The 16,844-nt window shown below is 48.7% G+C and carries 13 protein-coding genes; 4 read left to right on the forward strand and 9 right to left on the reverse strand.

Features of this window, described 5'->3' with window-relative positions; translation table 11 throughout:
• The first annotated feature begins 5 nt into the window (after positions 1-5).
• Positions 6-1,649 carry a 2-hydroxyglutaryl-CoA dehydratase gene (locus C7R91_RS25785; RefSeq protein ID WP_047074197.1) on the forward strand — a complete coding sequence of 548 codons (1,644 nt, stop codon included), beginning with the start codon at positions 6-8 and terminating at the stop codon, positions 1,647-1,649.
• A 57-nt stretch (positions 1,650-1,706) separates the two neighbouring features.
• Here the strand turns inward: C7R91_RS25785 and C7R91_RS25790 are convergent, their stop codons facing one another.
• The gene (locus tag C7R91_RS25790) at positions 1,707-2,582 is read right to left on the reverse strand and encodes an SDR family oxidoreductase (protein ID WP_047074199.1); all 876 of its coding nucleotides are present in this window, start codon (positions 2,580-2,582) and stop codon (positions 1,707-1,709) included.
• 120 nt (positions 2,583-2,702) lie between these two features.
• Here C7R91_RS25790 and C7R91_RS25795 point away from each other — a divergent pair, with 120 nt between their 5' ends.
• Positions 2,703-3,659 (forward strand): helix-turn-helix transcriptional regulator, encoded by a 957-nt coding sequence (locus C7R91_RS25795; RefSeq protein WP_047074201.1) that lies wholly within the window; start codon positions 2,703-2,705, stop codon positions 3,657-3,659.
• Here the strand turns inward: C7R91_RS25795 and C7R91_RS25800 are convergent.
• The 3 genes from C7R91_RS25800 to C7R91_RS25810 all read right to left on the reverse strand — a co-directional run bounded on the left by C7R91_RS25800 (position 3,628) and on the right by C7R91_RS25810 (position 6,773).
• The gene (locus C7R91_RS25800) at positions 3,628-4,821 is read right to left on the reverse strand and encodes an MFS transporter (RefSeq protein ID WP_047074204.1); all 1,194 of its coding nucleotides are present in this window, start codon (positions 4,819-4,821) and stop codon (positions 3,628-3,630) included. The genes C7R91_RS25795 and C7R91_RS25800 overlap by 32 nt on opposite strands.
• A gap of 204 nt (positions 4,822-5,025) precedes the next feature.
• Positions 5,026-5,805, reverse strand: a complete 780-nt coding sequence (locus tag C7R91_RS25805; RefSeq protein ID WP_047074206.1) for a helix-turn-helix domain-containing protein — start codon at positions 5,803-5,805, stop codon at positions 5,026-5,028.
• Between the two features lie 107 nt (positions 5,806-5,912).
• Positions 5,913-6,773 (reverse strand): LysR family transcriptional regulator, encoded by an 861-nt coding sequence (locus C7R91_RS25810; protein ID WP_047074208.1) that lies wholly within the window; start codon positions 6,771-6,773, stop codon positions 5,913-5,915.
• Positions 6,774-6,902: 129 nt separating this feature from the next.
• Between C7R91_RS25810 and C7R91_RS25815 the strand changes: the two genes are divergently transcribed.
• On the forward strand, positions 6,903-7,874 hold the full coding sequence (locus C7R91_RS25815) for a DMT family transporter (protein WP_047074210.1): 972 nt from the start codon (positions 6,903-6,905) through the stop codon (positions 7,872-7,874).
• 94 nt (positions 7,875-7,968) lie between these two features.
• Here the strand turns inward: C7R91_RS25815 and C7R91_RS25820 are convergent, their stop codons facing one another.
• The 3 genes from C7R91_RS25820 to lplA form a co-directional block, all read right to left on the reverse strand.
• Positions 7,969-8,859, reverse strand: coding sequence for a GNAT family N-acetyltransferase (locus C7R91_RS25820; RefSeq protein WP_047074211.1), 891 nt, complete (start codon positions 8,857-8,859; stop codon positions 7,969-7,971).
• A gap of 31 nt (positions 8,860-8,890) precedes the next feature.
• The gene (locus tag C7R91_RS25825; protein ID WP_047074213.1) at positions 8,891-11,167 is read right to left on the reverse strand and encodes a toxin Cry1Ac domain D-VI-related protein; all 2,277 of its coding nucleotides are present in this window, start codon (positions 11,165-11,167) and stop codon (positions 8,891-8,893) included.
• Positions 11,168-11,278: 111 nt separating this feature from the next.
• Positions 11,279-12,268 carry a lipoate--protein ligase gene (lplA, locus tag C7R91_RS25830; protein ID WP_047074215.1) on the reverse strand — a complete coding sequence of 330 codons (990 nt, stop codon included), beginning with the start codon at positions 12,266-12,268 and terminating at the stop codon, positions 11,279-11,281.
• A gap of 243 nt (positions 12,269-12,511) precedes the next feature.
• On the opposite strand from lplA, the gene C7R91_RS25835 reads away from it, so the two are divergent.
• Positions 12,512-14,269: a methyl-accepting chemotaxis protein gene (locus C7R91_RS25835; RefSeq protein WP_047074217.1), complete on the forward strand. Its 1,758-nt coding sequence runs from the start codon at positions 12,512-12,514 to the stop codon at positions 14,267-14,269.
• Positions 14,270-14,355: 86 nt separating this feature from the next.
• Here C7R91_RS25835 and C7R91_RS25840 read toward each other — a convergent pair whose 3' ends face one another.
• Together C7R91_RS25840 and C7R91_RS25845 are read right to left on the reverse strand one after the other, a co-directional pair.
• Positions 14,356-16,119, reverse strand: a complete 1,764-nt coding sequence (locus C7R91_RS25840; protein WP_047074219.1) for a sensor histidine kinase — start codon at positions 16,117-16,119, stop codon at positions 14,356-14,358.
• Entirely contained in the window at positions 16,109-16,834 is a 726-nt protein-coding gene (locus tag C7R91_RS25845) for a response regulator transcription factor (protein ID WP_047074326.1), read from the reverse strand. Before C7R91_RS25845 ends, C7R91_RS25840 begins: the two co-directional genes overlap by 11 nt.
• Between the last annotated feature and the right edge of the window lie 10 nt (positions 16,835-16,844).

A 16,844-nucleotide genomic window follows, 5' to 3' on the forward strand; every position in this document is an offset into this window, starting at 1 on the left:
AACAGATGACAACAAGCAAAGTGCTTCCCAACGACTCAAAGACAAACCGCTCAACTGATGAGAGTAAATTGCTTCATTTTCAAGCGGAACAGGAACTTGCGTTAGGTTTGGAACAGGCAAAAAGAACACAATGGTTCGATCCGGTACCGCGTCAATTTTTAATGAAGGATAAGGCAACCACAACCATCCTCTTTGGCGGACTTACCATGGCGCACGATTTTCTGGTTGAGGGAGTATTGAAAGGATTGGGCTATACGGTGAAGCACATGGATTGCCCGGATACCGAGTCACTTCGGTTTGGCAAAGAGTTCGGAAACCGCGGGCAATGCAACCCGACGTACTTTACCGTAGGCAACCTGATTAAGTATCTGCATCATCTGCGCGAGGTCGAAGGAAAATCAAAAGAGGAAATCGTGAGCAACTACCTGTTTATCACCAGCGGTTCTTGCGGCCCATGCCGCTTTGGCACCTATGTCACGGAGTATCGCAAAGCCTTGCGTGATGCCGGATTTGACGGATTTCGCGTTCTTTTGTTTCAGCAGCAGAACGGTCTGAAACAGGCAACAGGCGGCGAATCGGCTCTGAAATTGGACACCTCGTTTTTTGCCGGTTTTCTCAAAGCGGTTCTCCTGGGAGATATTTTGAATGCCATCGCTTATCGGATTCGTCCCTATGAGGTGGAAGCAGGCTCCACCGATGCCGCTCTCGCACGCTGTAAGCAGTTCCTGTACGATGCCCTGCATCAACGCAAGTGGCTGATTCCCGCGCTGATCAGATGCCGCAAAGAACTGGAAGCAATCAAGGTAGACCGTACACAAGTCAAGCCGAAGGTGAGCATCATCGGCGAGTTTTGGGCGATGACAACAGAAGGTGACGGCAACTATCAATTACAGCGGTTTCTCGAACAGGAAGGAGCCGAGGTGGAAGTACAATCGATTACCGCGTGGATTCTTTTCCTGATTTGGGAAGGACGCTATGACACCAAAAAGCGGATGAGACTGCGTGGAGAAGATTCAGGCCGCTACGGCTTGGAAGGGAAAAACCCTGTGGTACGTCTGCGCATGTTGGCTATAGCTGACCGTGCCATTCGAGTCCTGTTCCAGGTCTACGCGAAGACGATCGGGCTCAATGGTTATCATCTGCCCGACATGGACGAGATCGCAGAGGTATCCCACCAACACTACAACAACCATGTCCGCGGTGGAGAAGGTCATATGGAAGTAGGAAAGCTAATCTTAAACGTCGCCAAACGGAAAGTAAACATGACCCTCTCCGTCAAGCCATTCGGATGTATGCCGTCTTCTGGCGTCTCCGATGGTGTTCAATCATTCATTACTGAAAAATACCCCGATGCCATCTTCCTTCCGATTGAAACAACGGGAGATGGAGCGATCAACGTATACAGCCGCATACAGATGATGCTGTTTAAAGCAAAACAAGCTGCGCAAAAGGAGTTTGACGATGCTTTAACCAAAAAAGACATCACGGTTGAGCAGCTCCGGAGCATTAGCATTTCAACGAGTACCCATCCATTGCGAAAAAGCCGTCATGTCGTGGCTTGTACGGCGGCAAATACGGTATATGGCATGCGCGGTTTTATGAACTGGTATTCACTCCGACGAAACAAGGAGGAAGTGAAAGGGGTATAAACCTTTAAGGGAAAACGGCTCTTTCGAACTGATTCGAAGGAGCCGTTTTGTATGTTCTTACCGGTAAAACCCTTGTTCCTCGGCGTAATTTCCCCAATGCGGGCGACTGCCGTCTCTATCTGTAAAAGGATACTCGTCCGACAAGCCCCATGTACTGAGCGTTTTCCCTGTTTTTCCTGCGACAGCCGGGTCTGAAGCCAGCGCAACCACCGCTCGACCGATGTACGTAGGTGTTTCCGACATGAGGAAGTGCTTATCTTGCTTCGCCGCCTCTCTCCACGTCTCTTCTGTCACGCCAAAATGATCGAGCATCGCTTCTGAGCGCAGGAAGCCCGGCGTTAAAGCCAACGCAGTAACCCCGTGTGGACGCAGGTCCTCTGCCATCGACACAGCTAGGTGAATCGTCGAGATTTTTGCCAAGCTGTAGTACAGATTGCCGCGGTACCGATAGTCGATTCCGTCTGTAATCTCGATGATCAGCCCTTTTTTCTGTGCCACCATGAGTGGAACCGCATAGTGACTGGTGATCATATGCGTACGAATGGCGCGTTCTTGCATCAATAAGCCGTCTGCCAATGGCTGCTCCCAGAACGGCGTCCCCCAGTGAGTCAACGGATCTCCACCCCAGATGTCATTGACCAATAGATCGAGCTTACCATTTTGCTCCGCTTTTACTCGCTCAAAGAACGCTTTTACCTCTTCTTCCTGCGTATGATCGACTCGCACAGCGATCCCGTTTCCGCCGCTTGCCGTCACGAGCTCTGCTGTCTCTTCTATCGTCTCCTGGCGTGCCATATCAGAGTGTTGACCACGCACCGTGCGTCCCGTCACATATACCGTCGCCCCTGCTTCTCCCAGACTGACCGCAATCCCCCGTCCCGCTCCTCTTGTACCGCCTGCTACCACCGCTACTTTGCCTTGTAATGGTTTCATTCATAATGCCTCCTTATCGATTCATGCATCAAGAATAACGAAGTAAATATGACAACTGCTGTCATATTCGTTACGATACAATCAAAGTAATGTTGTGACTTTCTTCTAGGAGGGCTTTTTATGCGGGCAGATCGACTCCTTACGATCTTGTTACTCTTGCAAAACCACGGTCGCATGACTTCCAAGCAATTAGCAGAAAGGCTGGAGGTATCCGAGCGAACCGTTCATCGTGATATGGAAGCTTTGAGTACGTCAGGTGTTCCCGTCTATGCGCTGCGCGGTGCAGATGGGGGCTGGGCTTTGGCAGATGGGTATCGCAGTAATTTGACCGGAATGAAAATAAATGAGCTGCAATCACTGCTCGTAGCCTCCCCAGCTGCCTTGTTGAATGATCTCGGACTGCATGAAAACTATGAAGCTGCTTTTCTCAAGCTGCTGTCCGCACTGCCAAAAACTGTTCAGCAGGATGCCATCCACGTACGCCAGCTCCTTCATATCGATGGGGCTGGCTGGCATGAATCGACGGAGACGTTTCCATTCTTGTCAATGGTTCAAGATGCCGTTTGGCTCTCCCGCAAGCTGTTCATTCGTTACATGCGCGAGGATGTGGCCGTAGAGCGCATTGTTTGCCCGCTCGGACTCGTCGCCAAGCGAAGCATTTGGTATTTGGTCGCAAAAGTGGACGAAGACATGCGGACGTACCGGATTTCACGACTTTTGGATGCCCAACTCCTAGATGATGTCTTCCTCCGCCCAAATGATTTCGACCTCGCTTCTTATTGGGAACAATCCACTTTGGACTTCAAGTCCAGTCTCCCACGTTATCCTGCGCGGTTGCTCGTCAAAAAAGAGACGTTGCCTGCCGTAAAACAGGAGCGTTATATAAAAATAGCTTCCACCCAAGCCGCAACAGACGACTGGATGGAAGCAGAGGTTGAATTTCACACACTTGCGTCAGCATGCTCTCTGGTGCTCAGCTTCGGCCCGCACATTCAAGTATTGGAGCCACATGAACTGAAACGTGAGGTTATAGAGCAGGTGCGTGCTACACTTGGCCTGTACGAGGCCCCGAATTAGCAAGGACTTTTGTTTCTCGTCCGTAGATGAGCAGGACGATTGCTCCCACAATCAACACCGTGGTAAATACACTAAAAATAAATGTATAGCTGTAATGATGCGACGAGTAGTAACCGACGAGATACGGTGCGATAATACTGCCGATTCTTCCGACACCAGATGCCATACCAGAACCGGTAGCGCGCAGCGGTGTCGGATAATTTTCCGGCGTGTACGCGTACAAAGCACCCCAGGCCCCCAGATTGAAGAAGGACAAGAAGGCTCCTGTTACCAACAGCTCCATGGTCCCACTGCTTTGTCCAAAAGCGAAGGCCATCACACCAGTCATGAACAAGAAGGTCGCCAGCGTCCATTTCCGTCCCCATTTTTCCACGAGATAGGCTGCCGCGAAATAACCTGGCAGTTGGGCCAACGTCATGATCAGTACATACTGGAAGCTTTTGATCATCGTAAAGCCTTTGTCGACCAAAACAGATGGCATCCATAAAAACATGCCGTAGTACGAGAAAGCAATTGCAAACCAGACGACCCACAGCGTAATTGTCTCTGTGCGATGGGACGTCAACAGCTTTCCAACAGGAATATTCTCGGCCTGCTTTTGAAACTGCGGAGATTCAGGAATGCTTCGACGGGCAAACAAAGCGTACACGACGGGCAACGCCCCGATCATGACAGCCACACGCCAGCCATAGTCCGGAATGATGAAATACGATATGACGGCTGCCGCGATCCAACCAACCGCCCAAAAGCTCTCCAGCAGTACAACCGTACTTCCTCGCTTCTCCGGTGGCGCAAACTCGTTTACCAGCGTCGAGGCTACCGGCAGCTCGGCACCCAAACCGAGTCCCATCAGGAAACGGAACAGCAGCATGGTCGCAAAACCAGTCGCGAAAGCGCTCGCAAAGCTCGCCAAGCCAAACAAGATCAAAGTCAGCAAAAACACTGGCTTGCGGCCAATGCGGTCAGCCAAATAGCCACCTGCAATCGCCCCAATCGCCATGCCGACGAGATTGCCCGTCCCTAAGAGCCCAGCCTCTTCCCCCGTCAAACCCCATTCCTGTCGTAATGCCACCATAATAAAAGATAAAAGTGCAACATCCATGGCATCGAACATCCAGCCAAAACCGGCTGCCCAAAAAACTTTTTTGTAAGGCTTTGACATTCTCGTTCCCTGCTTTCCTTTCTTTTGCGCATGATAGTCGCGCCTAGTTATCATTTCACTTTTTCGTCCAATATCCTGCTCACGAAAAAAAGTTCGACTATTGTGATAGTATGCTTTCCCAAGAAGCTCCATTCTAACCGGACCATGCCAAAAAGGCAGTCCAAAGATTCGTAGACCGCCATTTTAAAATAAGGGATTCTTGTTCTATTGAGGAAGCCGCTGAATGAATCTATTCATGAGCAAAGAAAGAGAAATCAAGATGGGAGGGTCGTCCGGATGAGGCACATGAAGAGTAACTTGCTGATGAGGGACGATCGCAGTTGGTGTGACAATGATTGGTTTCTTGGAACGTGTGCGCAATGTCTCGTACGGCAAGAGAAAATCCATCGCTTGCATGCCCCAGGCAACAGATGTCGCCATCAAGTAATACGTACCTGGCTTGACATTGGTAAAACAAAAATGGCCTAGAGAGGGCAGCAATGTTCCGTATAAAGGAAGACCTTCTGGAATCGGCTTGGCAAACAATCCAATCAAAATGACGCCTTGAAAAGGCTCTGTGGACTCGATTGTCCCTGCAATGGTCATCGGTCGCTCGGGGGCTGGATGTAACCGAGTCCACTCGGTCAACTGCTGCAAGGAACGGAGACGGTCCTCCGCTAGCTGGGCCGTTTCTCGAAATTCGCTAGGCGATACCCCGACACGCTCCGTAAAACGGGTAGAGAAAGTCCCCAGGCTCTGCTGGCCAATTTCCAGACCGATGTCGCGAACACTCATGTTCGTGCGTAGCAATAAATCCTTTGCCCGTTGGAGTCGCATGGTCGATACGTAATAAAGAGGCGGGAGACCGATTCTTTCTTTAAAAATCCGCGCAAAATGATACTGACTATACGCAACATGATTCGCCAACCGGGAAAGTGGCAAAGGCTCGTCTAAATGCCGATGTATATAAGCGATCACTTCGTCAATTTCGGTATACCTGTCCATCGATCGAGCTGCTCCCTCCCTCTTCTGCATAGCTAAATACAGAACGTTTGTTCTGAAATAAAATTTACCATATTTTTCTGAACGATGGAAGGAGTAAATTACAGCAGTTACGCATTCGTTTTCTGCAAACGGATTTCGTCCAGAAACGCTTGCATCGTATTCGTTACAAAGGAATCTTTTCGGCGAATAAAAACGGTTGTCACTTCATGATAAGGCTCCGGAATGCGATGAATATGAACCGTTCCACTCTCGACCAAGTGATGTACTGCCGACTTCGGCAAAATAGTAATGCCGATCCCCGCTGCTACGCCCCCGATAATGGTCTCAAACGTTCCGAACTCCATCACTTTTTTCGGGATCAAGCCCTCTACCTTCATCCAAGTCTCTAACCGTTCTCGATACCCGCACCCCTTTTTGTAGAGCAAAAGAGCTTTCCCTGTGATATCACTGGCAGTGAAGGAACTGTTTTTCGTTACCAACACAAGCTCCTCTTGAAACACTTGCTCTTGCTCGATCAAAGGATGGTTGATCGGTCCACTCACGAACGCTCCATCCAGCGCGAGATCCAATACTTTTTGCAGCAAATGCTCTGTCACGCCCGCTTTAAGTGAAATATCCACATGCGGATACTGGCTGCAATACGAGGATAGCAATCTCGGAAGGGCATTGATCGTCTCGACCATCCCAACCTCCAGCACCCCAGACGGCTCGGAAGCCCGATGGAAGTAGTTTTGCATTTCTTCGAATTTGGCGATGATCTCTCGCGAATATTCGAGCAGGCGCTTCCCTTCTGTATTTAAGGTCATGCCTCGCTTGTTGCGATAAAACAAAGGCGTTCCAAGCTCTTTTTCCAGCAGCTTGATCCGCGCTGTCACATTCGACTGAACGTAGCTCAGCTCGGCTGCGGTCTTGCTCACGCTGCCCAATGTGGCGACCATCTGGAATATTTTCAAATCATTGATCTCCACGGTTTCTCTCCCTCCTTTTATCTATCACTGAAAATGATACATAAAGTTATTATCAATCATTATACTAACATATTTCCATCCAGTATGATGTGGTAAGTCAGCTTTGTATGGAAAGGGAGAAATCGCATAATGAACAAGCAACTACTTTTAGGGTCTATTTTCTGCATGGTCGCCAGTATGTCATGGGGGGCGATGTTTCCGGTTGCGCACATCGCACTGCAAGAAATCGATCCATTTTACTTCTCATTTCTTCGCTATTTTTTCGTAACGATCATTTTGTGCGGTTTGCTCTGGGCAAAAGAAGGCTTGTCTGCTTTTCGTTTGGAGGGGCGCGGGAAGTCCCTGCTGTTTTTTGGAACAATGGCGTTTACCGTCTACAATATGGGAGTATTTCTTGGGCAGGATTTGATGGGAGAGCCAGGCACGATTGCAGCGTCCATTATGGAAGTGCTCATGCCGATGATCTCGATTGTACTTTTGTCCATTACCACTAGAAAGCTGCCGCCGTACTATACGTTGGCGACGATTCTCGTAGCTTTGGTCGGCGCGGTCCTTGTTATTACCAATGGCAATCTTACCTTCTTTACTACAGCAGGTGAGCATTTGCTTCCGCTGTTCTTCATTTTCATCGGTGTCGTGGGTTGGGTAGTCTACTCGATCGGCGGCGGGCGTTTTAACACATGGTCTACGCTTCGCTACTCCACGTTGACGTGTCTCTTAGGAACAGGAGTGAATTTCGTGATTGTCACGACTTCCTCACTCTTTCAATGGCTTCCGGTTCCTACGGTCGAAACGGTGATGTCCATTAAATACGAAATGGCGTTCATGGTTCTTTTACCCGGCTTTGTAGCTCTTTTGAGCTGGAATGCAGGCATTAAGCTGCTCACTCCGCTCAACGGCATTTTGTTTATCAACCTGGTTCCGATCACGACCTTTGCCATGATGGCGTTTCAAGGCTATGAGATCAGCCGTTACGAATTGTGCGGCACCTTGCTCGTGATCCTTGCCCTGATTGGGAACAACCACTTCCAGAGAAAACAGCTGCAATACCGAACGGTCACAAAGCAACAACCAAGTGGAAGAAAAGTTCCGTCCATGTAGTCTAAAAAAGTAAGGATAGAAATTCAGGAAGCCCTGAATCTCTATCCTTTTTTATATCGAGGGTCGCCGTTACCCCTGCGTGATGCATACATTTTTAACAGAAGTGATCCGAATATTGTCCTACCAGCACCTTTGTAGTTTCAATCCAGAGCTTCCGGTGCAAAATCGTCGGACCCAATCTTCTTTCCATAAACCGCAGCATTGGCTCGTTGTCATGCTCGATAAAACAAATGCCAAAAGGAAACGCTGGCTGCGCCTGTGCAATGGTTTTCATCAAAAGCGTAATCCCTCTTGCCTGCTTCTGATACTTTTCCTGAACAAACATCGTTTTGTACAAAAGCAGATTACCGGCCATTCTCTGTACGATCACCCAGCCAATAACTTTCCCCTGATAACGCAAGCCTGTGCTGTAATCGGGATCGAATTTTCCTTCTTCAAAAAATGGCGACAAAAGCGACGTGTACCATTGCCCTTCACCTTGCTCAATTTCCAGACGCTCTGCTGGGGTCAGGTCTCTCCAGGGAAAGAGGGTGAAACCTTCGGGGAGTGCAAGCCTCTCTACCCACTGGCATTCACCCAGCCGCATCGAGCCGAGTGTGTACATATAGGTTTTTACCTTTGGCAACTGCCAGCCTTCCCTGATCGCAATTTTGGAGAGCCATGAAAAATCTTGCGCTTTGATGAAACCTGCAAACTGTCCATCGCTGATACCTTGCTCTCTCATTTTTTGCTCAGCGTGCCACAGCAGCTTCATGCCCATTCCCCGCCGTTGGTGCCCCTCTGCTACCACAAGCTCGATGATCTTGGCCTGTCCTTCGCTTACAGCGGATCGCCCCAAAACGATGCCCGCAGGCTGATTGTTGTTAGAAGCCCCAAATCCCCAAACGGATGAGCTGTTGATCTGGTCCAGCCACTCCAAGTGCTTGGGGTGCACCAACGATTTATACGCCCGTGCAGTGCTAGCAGTCAGTTCCTCTAGTTGCAATGTTCGTACCTCCTCGTGGACTTTGGCTTACTCATTGCTTGGGTTTTACAGGTGCTGTTGCTCTACCTTGTATTAGATTCCCGGCCTTATCCCTCATGAAGCCTGGTTCAAAGGAAACCTTGCTCTGTTCCGTGATGAGAGACCCGAACGTGGTGTAGAATGTATCCTGAAACGTTACCCGAATGGTGTTTCCTGACACCTGGAATCTGGCATACCCTGTTACCTCTCTCATGTCGTCAAAATTCCCGGAAGGTGAGAATAACAACCGCAAATTGGGATTTGGGTCATTACGAAGTGGTTCTGACGCCGACAATGTATAGGTCGTTCCCTCTTCAGTGACGTCTGAGGACAATTGTGGGTTAGTAGCATCAAACCCGACACCGATCTCCTCTGTATCCAGCAAATCTTGGCCGCGATACAGCTTGAACACTGCATAAGAGTTGTCATCTTCTGTAACCGTTGGCTTGGCCTTGATCGTCACACCATAATCTCCATGGTTCATTTCCAGTAATGACCCGTCGACCTCGACTGTGATGTATTCCTTTTCATTGATCACAAAACGGTCCAACTGGTTGTCATATTTGTACGAGAGAGGCTGGTTTTTTACAGATACCTCAAGATATTCGCTCAATACCCTTTTGTCCATTGCCGGCTCCCATTTGTCGGCAATCGTAACTTGACGGTTCTGAGTCGGAGCAATCGGCAGCTCGATCTTTGCATCTGGCAAACGATCCATGCGTGGAATGCTGAACAACATTTGTGCTTTTGCCACATACGACATCCAGTGTGTTTTTTCTGGACTTTCACTCAGAAGCTCGACCTTGGAAGAGGCCGCATCGATCATTTCCTGAGTAACCTTGGGCCTCAGCTCGATCATATCATTCGTCGTATAAAGACCCTCAACAGCCTGCTTCACTTCCTCCAGCAGATTGTTCCCGTTATCCAGCAGCGTTTGTGCCTTCTCGATATCGGCGAGCAGACCTGGCTTTTCCGATACACGATTGTCCAGACCCTCGACTAGCTTCTTGACATCATCGATCTGTTTCTGGGTCGTTCCTGCCCGCAGCTCCTCTTTCTTCCCATCCGTAAACAGCTCTTCGACTGCTCTCTTCGCTTTTAGCAGAGCCGGAATCGGGGGAGGATCGATTGGAGGCGGAATCACAATGACGGGGTCTTTGAAACGGATGGAGAAACTGTCACTCGTGACATCTTTCTGTGCCCGCTTGATGTTTCGTTTGTCGATCGTGAAGCTGACCTCTTTTACAGTGTCCGCGACTGTATGCTTTCTAGCCTGTCCCGTAAACAAAATGGTGAGCTCGTCATCGCTCTCTTGGTTGACCTCAATATCCAACCCGTCAGGCAAATTATGTACCTCGATATCATCGGCAGATAGTTCACCAAGGAACTTGCCATTAGACAGCTTGAGCCTCTGTTTGGCTGTGATGCTGCCATCATTTGCTCCTGATTCTTCTATCACCGTCTCGCTGACAGAAAGCGCGGGCAAATCAGGTAGCTCGGCTCCATCTACGGCTACCTCAAAGACCGCTTCTGCATCATCCATTTTTGCCGTAATTTCTACCAGTCCTTCGTTCTTGGCTGTTACCTTCCCCTCAATGTTGACGAAGGCAATTCGTTTATTGCTAGAGCTCCAGAGCAGATCCCGCCCAGTAACAATGCGGTCATTTTCATCGAATGCAACAGCGATCAGCGTCAACGATTTATCCGTATGATCTTTGGTAGATAGCAGGGCATCCTCTGCGACCGTTACCAGCTCGATCCGCTCTGCTTTTGTCCCTCTTTCGGCCATTACAAATGGTTCAAATTCCTCTTCTTCACCGTCATACTGCAAGCGCAGGGAAACCGTCTGTTCTTTTTTCGCGGCACGAATCGGTGAAAAACTGAGCAAAACAAGCTGTTCTTCCTCTAGCCAAATAAAGTTTTTGATTTTGATCCGTGTAGGATTTCGATCATCTATAGCGGCCGTCAACCGGAAATCCTTTGCAGCAGGTGCCTTGTCTGGAGCATTCTCCAATCGATAGGCAATAAAGCCATTCGTCGCTGTATGCCCCTCTGACTCTAGCAAGGACTCCCATGACTGCTTATCTTCTTCTACTACTTCCTCTGATGCCTCTCGTACTTCCTCATCCGTTTGCTCTTCTGCTACTGATGCGCTGGCTGTCCCAATTGTCTGGATTTCTTTAATCGGATAGGAAACGGCTGCATAGGCATTGCCGACAAAAGAAAGCAAAAAACCCGTGGATACAACCGCTGTTAGGATTGTTTTGGCTTTTGGCTGCTGTTTGCCCATATGTAAATACCCCCTCTTTTTCTTTTGTAGGACAAAATCATGCAAACTAATGCTATCAGAGAGGAAAATGAAAAAAACCTAACAAAAGTTAGGTTTTTTGACGTTCTTTTTTTAGACGAGTAACAGATCGACAAAAGACGCTTGATCCAGCTTCCCAAAAAACTCCTGAAGATTGATGCCGGCGAGTCGCTCACTGACCGAGGTGCGATCGTACGGCGTATCTCGCAGCACTGCTTCAAGCTCTGCTACATCACGTACACCGAAGAAATCTCCGTATATCTTCGCTTCTTTAATTTTGCCTTTCTCAATATCAAGCTGGATCTCCACCGTGCCAATATCGAAGCGTTTAGATTGACGATAATTGCTTTTCGGTGACTTGCCGTAGTTCCACTCCCAAGTCTGGTAACGGGAACGGGAAAGCTCGTGAATGTTCTCCCAATCCTTTTCAGTCAGCTTGTATTCTTCGACCTCCCCTTCTCCAAAAATCGAACGGAGAATCGCCTGACGGAACTCTTCAATGGTCATCTTCGTCTCCAAAAACTCCGAGATGTTGGCGACACGGCTGCGAATCGATTTGATCCCTTTGGACTGGATCTTCTCTGCGTTTACCTTCAGCGCAGACACAACGTTTTCCATCTCCGAATCAAAAAGCAGCGTGCCGTGGCTGAACATCCGTCCTTTGGTCGAATACTGCGCGTTGCCAGAAATTTTCCGTTCTCCGACCTGTATGTCATTTCGTCCTGTCAGTTCTGCTTCTACTCCTAATGTTTTCAAGGCTTGTACCACAGGAGCCGTAAATTTGCGGAAATTGTGAAAGGATTCGCCATCATCATTCGTAATAAAGCTGAAATTGAGATTGCCCAGATCGTGATAAACAGCGCCGCCTCCAGACAGTCTGCGAACGACATGAATATGATTTTCCTCTACATAAGTCGCATTAATCTCCTCAATTGTGTTTTGATTTTTCCCAATAATAATAGAAGGTTCATTGATATAAAACAGCAAGTAGTCGTCACTATTGGGCAAATGCTTCAAGGCGTACTCCTCAATCGCCAAATTGATGCGCGGATCTGTAATCCCTTGATTATCGATGAATTTCATGAGATAGCCTCCATCCGTAAGCGTTCTATCATCCTAATCATACCATTTCCCGTTGGTCTATACTGCTTTCGAATCCTGCTCAAGTAAGAAGCATTGTTTCCTAATCTAATATTTTTTGTTGATTTTTTGAAAATCCTCTATAAAAACGTTTACATATTGTCGATAATTGACGTAAGTCTAGGGGCAATCATCTTGGTGTTTTCTTTTCTAGATGAAATACTATGGATCAACGAGGTGTTCTTTATGAAAACAGCCAAGTTTTCCCGTTCAAGCTCTCTACGAACTAAGCTCGTCCTGTTATGTCTCCTGCTATTGGCGCTTCCTTGCCTTAACATCGGAATTCAGGGCTATTATTCTGCGAGCTACAGCTTGGACGACTTGGGCAGCCGCATCTTAAAAAACAATGTGAACTTGACGATTGAAATGATTGATGTTCTCCAGAAACAGGTCGAAGCTGGAAAAATCAGCAAAGAAGATGCACAAGAGCAAGTAAAAATTCGCATCCTCGGCCCCAAGCAGTCGGATGGAACCCGCTCGATTAACAAAAATGTCGATTCCGGTGCCAGTGGATACATGTTTGTTCTGGATGAGAAAGGTGTCATGCTGGCCTCTCCTTCCATTGAGGGGAAGAATCAGTGGGATACAAAAGATTCTGACGGTGTCTTTTTTACCCAAGAAATGATTAAGCGCGGTCAGGAAGGTGGCGGCTTTACATACTATCAGTGGTCGAAGCCAACGGAGCCCGATGTTCTCTATCCGAAAATCGCCTATTCCAAGCTAGACCCTCACTGGGGATGGATCGTAAGCGCAAGCAGCTACATGGAAGACTTCAATGCCCCTGCCGAAAGTGTACTGTCTGATTTAATGATCGTGCTGGGAATTTCCTTGATTGTCGGATTCGTCGTCTCATGGTATGCCTCCGGTTTCATTTCCAAGCCTATTACCCTAGTTGCCGAGCGTGTGAAAGAAATTGCTGGTGGCGATCTGTCCGGGAAAGACATCGTCGTAAAAAACCGTGATGAAATCGGACAATTGGTCCATGACGTGACCCATATGACAGAGAATTTGCGCGAGCTCATCTCTCGTGTCCGCATCAGCTCTCTGCATGTCGCTTCTACCTCTGAGGAGTTGACGGCGAGTGCAGAACAGACGAGTAAGGCAACCGAGCAAATTGCCGTCACGATGCAAGAGATCGCCGTCGGAGCAGAGGATCAGTCCAAAACGATCGATGGAACGGTCAAGACGATCAACGACATGTCGTCGAGTCTGCAACAAATTGCATCCAGTTCCGAACAAGTCTCTCTGACAGTCGATACAACGAACATGCTGGTCTCAAACGGCAATGAAGCGATTGTCGGTGCCATCGCTCAAATGAATTCCATCAACACGACTGTCCAAGAGCTGGCAGAATCAATCAAAATGCTTGGCCACCGCTCTTCGGAGATCAGCAATATTGTCGAGGTCATCACCTCGATTGCCGAACAAACGAACCTGTTGGCGCTAAATGCTGCGATCGAAGCGGCCCGTGCTGGAGAGCATGGACGTGGATTTGCTGTCGTCGCCAATGAAGTACGTATCTTGGCTGAGCAATCAGCAAAATCTACCCAGCAAATTAAAGACCTCATTAGCGCGATTCAGGTCGATACGAACAAAGCCGTATACGTGATGCAGACGACGACATCTGAGGTTTCGGCTGGAATCGAAGTCGTACATGAAGCCAGCAAGGCCTTCCAGGAAATTTTGTCTGGAACGACAGAAGTAGCACGCCAGATTCAGCAAGTTACCTCTGCCACTCACCACATGACAACCGGAGCAGAGCAAGCTGTCCATTCCATTGAAGCGATTGCCACCACTGCGGAGACAACGGCTTTCGGAACACAAAACATTTCGGCTGCCGCTGAACAACAATTAGCCTCTATGGAGGAAATTTCGTCCTCTGCTGCTTCCTTGTCAAAAATGGCGGACGAGCTGCATGAATCGATTCAACAATTTAAGGTGTAATATCATCTCTGAAACGAAAAAAGGCTGCGTTTGCTGGTCAACACTGACCTCGCAAACGCAGCCTTTTCCTCTCCCTATCACCCTATTTAAACCCGAGGCGGTTGCTCTGCTTCCCACGTAATCGAAATCGTCGTCCCCTGCCCGATAGTTGTTTTCACCTCGATTGAACCACCAAACGCTTCCACTAATGCTTTTGTAATGACCATCCCAAGGCCTGAGCCTTCCGTCCGAGACTCAGTGTCTGTGCCGCGATAATACCTCTCAAATAGTCGATCTGCTGTTTCTTCATCCATCCCGCTACCATTGTCGCTAAAAATGAGCAGAGCTGTAGATGGCTCGACTGCCTGTACGCTGATGGACACAATCGTACCATTTTCATTGTGAATCAAGGCATTGGCAACCAAATTATCCACAATACGCTGAAACCAAGGCTTGTAGAGGAGCATGTAAACAGGTTCGGCAGAGGGGGTAAACTGGATGCAGCCTTCCGGGTAAAACGGATGTTTTGCTGCTTCTGTAATGGCATCAGCTGTGCAAACATTCAAGTCAACGAGCTCGACTGTAGGGGCGCCTTGTCCGTTCCTCAATCGATACGTCAGCGCCAAATCATTGATCAAGTCCTCCATATACGCAGACTTGTCCAAAATAATTTTGGCGAAAGTATGTACCTCTTCTGTCGTCCACGTATACTCGGCATTTCCTAACAGATGCGCGTACCCTTTGACAGAGGACAGCGGCGTTTTCAGATCATGGGAAACGCCTGCGATCCACTCATTTCTCAATTGCTCCGTTTCCTGACGAAGCTTTTCATTGCGGTAAAGCGTTTGCGACAAGGAGTCCATCGAATCGATTACATCTTGGTAGATACGGTATTTGCGCTTTCTCTTCCCTCGCTTGTCTTGGCTGAACGGAACACCATCCGAATTGGCAGGCTCCTCGTACCTTCCTCCACGCAGCAAGGTCAGCCACCGTAACACGTGAACAATCGGTGCGCCAAATCGCTGTCCGAACAAGTAGGACACAATCCCGAAGACGAGCATTGCCGACAAGAGCAGCATGCCCATCCCGATAAAAAGGGCCTTACTTTCCGGTGTCAAAAGCGGTTTTTCCCCGGGAGTCATTCCTGGCAATGGATAACTGAGTACCCAGGTTTGGCCGCTATTTTGATCATAATGCGATACGATTGTTGCCCCGTAGCGATCCGGGTATACCGAGCGGAGCGCCAGCTCTTCCAACGAAAAGTCCTTGATCGCTTTTTCTGGCTTATTGAAGGAAGCCAGCTCTGTTCCCTTCGGATCAAGGAGCTGCACCCAGCCCGCTTTACTCTTCAATTGATTTTGGATACTCGGAGGAAGCATGATCTCGTTATTTTTATGGTCAGCCTCCTCGATCACCTGTTGCAAGAAATCGTCATCGCGGTTCGTCATGCCATACAGCAAGGTGTGTACCACGCCGTCTTTTTCCTGTATCCATAACGATAGCTGATACGGGAATGGGCTTTTTCGGAGCCAATAAGCCGTTAACTGGCCAGGACCGTAGTAGCTGGGTACGTCAGGCGGGGTAAAGAAAGAGTCGGTGACATACCCCTTTTCATCAATCCGCTGAAGCCACCCTCCGCTATCTCGCACCTTCTCCAGCAGCTTCGGATCAAAGCGAACATTCTCTCCTTCTACTTCTATGGTTTGGATCAGCCGCTGCAAGCCGACACTCTCAAATTCACGTGAGGACTGTGCTTTTGACATTTCTTCAAGCGTCCAATATAACGTAAGCCCGGCTAGCACAAAGAGAATGAGGCCAACCAGCACCAACCACATGACCAGATGGAGCGCAATTCTGCTCTTAATATTCATAAGGAAGGCCCTTTTTCACCATTTTGTACCCGAGTCCCCTGACGTTCACCAAAAACTCCGGCTGCGCTGGATCGGGCTCGATGCGCTCCCGAATCCGGTGGATATGCACCATGATGGTGTTGTCATCACGCAAGCTATTTACGCCCCATACCCGTTCGTACAGCTCGCTTTTCGAAAATATCCGATTCGGATTTTTACACAAAAATAGCAACAGTTGAAAAACAAGGGACGGACAAGGAATGACTTTCCCCTCCACATAGAGCTCGCCTGCTGCTTCATAGACTTGAAATCGACCAAAATCATAGACCCCTTGAACGGGTGCTGTCGGTACAACCGAGTTCGGTTTGTGCGTGCGGCGAAGCAATGCCTTGATGCGTGCGACGATCTCCATCGGATTAAACGGTTTGGTCACGTAATCATCCCCGCCAACGGCAAATCCGGTCAGCTTGTCAAAATCGGTATCTCTCGCACTCAAGAACAGAATCGGCGCATCCGTCAGACGGCGGATGAATGGACAGGCTTCTATGCCGCTCATGTTTGGAAGCGTTACGTCCAGGACGATCAGGTCATAGCTTTTTCGTTCGCATGCACAGAGCGCCTCCTCAGATGTTTTCACCTTGTCGATCGAGTGAAATCCTTCTTTGTGCAGTACGGTTTCAAGCAATTGGAGAATGGCTTGCTCATCGTCCACGAGAAGGATAGCTGCATCTTTCACGATCACTTCG

This window comes from Brevibacillus formosus (genome assembly GCF_003013405.1).
Classification (GTDB): domain Bacteria; phylum Bacillota; class Bacilli; order Brevibacillales; family Brevibacillaceae; genus Brevibacillus; species Brevibacillus formosus.

Excerpts from the sequence above, each read along its gene's own strand:
- C7R91_RS25805 (WP_047074206.1), bottom strand. The coding sequence starts at position 5,805 with ATGGACAGGTATACCGAAATTGACGAAGTGATCGCTTATATACATCGG.
- C7R91_RS25840 (WP_047074219.1), bottom strand. The coding sequence starts at position 16,119 with ATGAATATTAAGAGCAGAATTGCGCTCCATCTGGTCATGTGGTTGGTG.
- C7R91_RS25815 (WP_047074210.1), top strand. The coding sequence starts at position 6,903 with ATGAACAAGCAACTACTTTTAGGGTCTATTTTCTGCATGGTCGCCAGT.
- C7R91_RS25785 (WP_047074197.1), top strand. The coding sequence starts at position 6 with ATGACAACAAGCAAAGTGCTTCCCAACGACTCAAAGACAAACCGCTCA.
- C7R91_RS25795 (WP_047074201.1), top strand. The coding sequence starts at position 2,703 with ATGCGGGCAGATCGACTCCTTACGATCTTGTTACTCTTGCAAAACCAC.
- C7R91_RS25790 (WP_047074199.1), bottom strand. The coding sequence starts at position 2,582 with ATGAAACCATTACAAGGCAAAGTAGCGGTGGTAGCAGGCGGTACAAGA.
- C7R91_RS25800 (WP_047074204.1), bottom strand. The coding sequence starts at position 4,821 with ATGTCAAAGCCTTACAAAAAAGTTTTTTGGGCAGCCGGTTTTGGCTGG.
- C7R91_RS25835 (WP_047074217.1), top strand. The coding sequence starts at position 12,512 with ATGAAAACAGCCAAGTTTTCCCGTTCAAGCTCTCTACGAACTAAGCTC.
- lplA (WP_047074215.1), bottom strand. The coding sequence starts at position 12,268 with ATGAAATTCATCGATAATCAAGGGATTACAGATCCGCGCATCAATTTG.
- C7R91_RS25825 (WP_047074213.1), bottom strand. The coding sequence starts at position 11,167 with ATGGGCAAACAGCAGCCAAAAGCCAAAACAATCCTAACAGCGGTTGTA.